The sequence below is a fragment of the Pseudoalteromonas sp. TB51 genome (assembly GCF_000498055.1).
Classification (GTDB): Bacteria; Pseudomonadota; Gammaproteobacteria; order Enterobacterales; family Alteromonadaceae; genus Pseudoalteromonas; species Pseudoalteromonas atlantica.
In genome coordinates this window covers 1-4,119 of the sequence record NZ_AUTO01000352.1, presented here as the reverse complement: position 1 = coordinate 4,119, position 4,119 = coordinate 1, and the positions used below count along the sequence as shown (strand labels likewise).

Here is a 4,119-nt window from a genome sequence, read left to right as displayed (position 1 = left end):
TAAAGACGTTAAGCGTACTCAGCGAGATTATACATTAGGCTTTAAATTATCTATTGTTGAGCAAGTAGAAAAAGGCGACTTCACCTATAAACAAGCGCAAAGTCATTACGGTATTCAAGGCCGCAGTACCGTTCTGGTATGGCTGCGAAAACATGGTAAATTAGATTGGTCTAAACCAACTTATATAGCCAACATGCCTAAATCGAAAGAAACCCCAGCACAAAAAATTAAACGTTTAGAGCGCGAGATAGAAGAGTTACGCCTAAAGGATTTAATCAAAGATGAAATGATTAATATTATGGATGAAGAATATGGAGCGGGCTTGCGAAAAAAGTACATATCCGAGCTATCACGCGCGCAAAAGAAAACCATCAAATAAAGCTTACTCCGTTATGCCGTGCATATGGCGTAACGCGACAAGGTTACTATCAAGCTATGCGCAGAATAGATGCTCGGAATAAAGAATTGGAGCCAGTCAAAGAATTAGTGATGTACTGGCGGCAATTCATGCCTCGTATTGGTGGGAAGAAACTTTATCTGATGATAAAGCCAGACCTGCAAGAGCGTGGCATTAAACTAGGTCGTGATTGTTTTTTTGATTATTTGAGAGAGCATGACTTTCTTGTAAAACCAAAGAAAAATTACACTAAAACAACAAACAGTAACCATTGGATGCGCAAGCATCCCAATTTACTAAAGGAATACATGCCTACTGCGGCCGAGGAAGTCTTCGTTAGTGACATTACATACGTAAAGTCAGCGCAAGGCGTGCATTACCTATCGTTAGTCACTGATGCTTACAGTCGAAAAATAATGGGTTATGAGCTGAGTGATGAAATGAAAGCAACCGATGTAGTCAGAGCATTAGAAATGACAATTAAGCAACGCGTATATAAACGTGATGCCATTCATCATTCAGATAGAGGTTTACAATATTGCTCTGAAGTATATCAAAATGCGCTATTAAAAGAGGGCATTAGACCATCGATGACCGATGGGTATGACTGTTATCAAAACGCATTAGCAGAGCGTATTAACGGGATATTAAAGCAAGAGTTTTTACTGTATAAATGTCGCAATATGGCAGAGTTAAAACAGCTCGTTGAAGAATCGATATTTATATACAATGAAATGCGACCGCACTTAAGTTTGGATATGAAAACACCAAATCAAGTGCATAAAAAAGACCTGGCGCTTTCGCACCAAGTCTTTCATTAAAACCGTCAACCTATTTCAGGACGGGACACTTTTGCTGATAACATCACTTGGCATAACTACGCTATTTATTTTAAATAGAATTTTTAATGCAGCGAGCATCACCTTTTATACCACTGGTGTTAAGTTATTAGACATTTAAGTCGATTGGTATTACTTCACAAAATCATTAAACTTTATTGCTGGTACGCCGGTAAAATCCACTTATCACTAATAGCGCAATTAAATAACCTATTGCCCCACCACTTGATGACGATTCACTTTGCGCTTCTTGTACCGAGACTGTTAGCTCACTACATATAACTTCATTGGTTTGACTGTCTGTGAGTACAAGTTTTACTGTATAACTACCTGCACCTTGGTAATTATGACTTGGGTTTTGCGTTATACCTAGTGGGCTGCTATCGCCATAATCCCAGCTATATGTATAATTACCAGATCCACCTAATGGTGAGCTATTAAATTGTACCGCTAAGTTATTTGCCGTATGGCGTGTACTTAATTGCAGCGGTGCATTAACACTCAAAGCATGCTGTTGGCTAACACTTATTCCTTGCGTATCAGTTACTATTAACGCGAGGGTATAATCTCCAGAGTAGCTAAATTGGTAATCTAGGTTTTCAGTTTGCGATACGGGTTCACCATCTATAAGCCAACTCATGTTGTAAGGTGCTTTACCGCCAGTTACGATTGCTTGAGCAGATAAAGTCGCACCGTTTAACTGATACGTTAAATTTTCAATTTCTAGCGGTTTTGTGATGGTAATTTGTTTAGTTTGTGTTTGCGTAGTCGTCTCACCCATTGCCGAAAAGGTAACGCTGTATGTGCCGTAATCGGCATAGGTATGTGTAGGACTTAGCTCAGTACTCGATTGCCCATCACCAAAGTCCCATAAAAATGTATCTGTGGGGGTTAACTTTAAACCGGCTACATTAAAGCTAACGGTTGCCTCGTTTACTGTTGTGGTTATTTGTTGTAGCGCATCATAGCTAAGCAAAAGCTCTGCTGTTTCACTTTCAGGGTGTTGGCTGACTATTTCAAAGTTAAACCCTTGGGGAGTAAGCACCACACCTGATTCAGCCTGCTGCGTAAAGCTGTAATCAAAATGATCATTAAACTCACTAATGGCAGCTAAGTCTTGATCGCCTAAACCTGCACTTTGCTGATATAAACTAAATGCAGCATCGCGTACTTGTATAGGTGTATCTGCAAGTGTGGTGCTACTTGTACCGCGATAAATTGGCTTTTGATCCGCATCAACCACTAAATTAAAACCACCCCCTGGGTGATCAGTTGTGTTGTTGTTATCAAATGCACTATTGCTATACCACAATAAAGCTCCCGGTGAATATTGCTCTGCTTGTAAGCCGGCATCCACACCTCTGTGCGCACGTAGCTGTATATAGTAGTGGGCTGGTTTAGCATAAATATAACTACTCACGCGGCTAAAACCATTTAACGCTAAGTTAATACTTGGCTGCTCTGCGTTATTTTGCCAAATCACAGTATTGTTGTTTGTTATTTTTAAATCATCGGCTACAAAACCATAATACTGTGTGTTTGTATCGGTAATATACTCAATACTTAATGTAATGGTTTGTCCTGCATATTGTGTTAAATCAAACTCATGCATTAAAAAACCATTAGGTTGCTGCGCATCTGCATGTAAAAACGAATCACCAGTTATATACGGGCCTATATCGCCATAATAAGGATTTGTCTCGATTGTATAATTACCAGCTAAAGGAGTTTGATTTACCTTTACTTGTACAAGGTCATAATCGCGCTCAATACTGTAGTAAGCTAAAAAGCTAAGAGTCAGTGGTGTAGCCGCCTCAGGTAAGGTCACGGTTTGTGAGAGCGTGTGTGTTAGGTTGTTACCTGTACCAGAGTAAAATTGAAAATCACCTTCAACCGGGGTTTTAAATTTTTCTAGCTGCTGCGCAAGTGTCACTTTAATTTGGCTTTGCTGCTGAGAAAGTGAGCTAGTATAAACTAGCGACTGCTGAGGCTGACTGCTCACTTCCTCCATGGTTAAATTAAGCTGGTTCACCCAATTGCCTTGGTATCTGTTTTGTAAATACTCAAGCGCCTGTGCACTAAACATAACGGGCTGTGAACCTCTAGGCCCACCAGCCCAGCTACCAGTAGACATTATTGACCAAGACGATACAGGCTCACCTACGGTATTTGACTGTAAATCGTACTCATCTGCTAAACCTAAGTCGTGACCAAATTCATGCGCAACGACACCTATGCTGGCATCTATTGGATTTATCGTATAACCCGATAACTTAACGCTACTACCCGCAATACTGACAGGTTCACTGTTTTCATCAAATACGTAGTAGCGGTGAGACCAAATTGCATCAACGCCTAAATAGCCTCCACCGGATTCTTCACCAATACTGGAATGAAAAACCATAACATGGTCGATAATGCCGTTTGGCTCGTTGATAATGCCATCGCCGTCAATATCATCTAAATCTGTTAAATCATATTGCGTTAAATCAATATCAAATTGTGCAGTGGCTTTTTCGACTGCTTCTTTTATCAGTGCGGGGGCATTTATATCGCGTGTGTTACCTACGCGCTCACCATAGGTTTTTGCATTACTATCTGCCCTAACCCACCCATATACTTGCCCGCTAAAAGTTAAGCTAGCGCCTGATGCGTCGTAATAATAATCGTATACGCTGCTAAGTGTTTCATTATTAGGGCCTACAAACCCACCCTCATTAAAAAGCAATTGTTGGTAATGCTCTTTTGTATAATTTTCGTAATACATATCGGTATCATCATCAACTAGCTGATTGTCATCGTGCTTTAAATCAGGAAAATCAATTAAGATAGCCAGTACTTTAACCTCATTTAGCGCGCTACTGGGGCTAGCCGCACTTGCAT

Annotated in this window: 2 protein-coding genes; one reads left to right on the top strand and one right to left on the bottom strand. The window is 40.3% G+C overall.

Going from position 1 to position 4,119, the window contains the following annotated elements; translation table 11 throughout:
• Positions 1-1,218 (top strand): IS3 family transposase gene (locus tag L650_RS24030; RefSeq protein WP_128081048.1). Its coding sequence is split into 2 segments (ribosomal slippage), with 1,219 coding nucleotides annotated over them: positions 1-335 and positions 335-1,218; the frame shifts between segments, so codons are not numbered across the junction. This gene is flagged as partial in the annotation.
• 166 nt (positions 1,219-1,384) lie between these two features.
• On the opposite strand, the gene L650_RS0122670 is transcribed toward L650_RS24030, so the two are convergent.
• The coding region (locus L650_RS0122670; protein WP_085065564.1) for an immune inhibitor A domain-containing protein at positions 1,385-4,119 on the bottom strand (2,735 nt) is incomplete at its 5' end.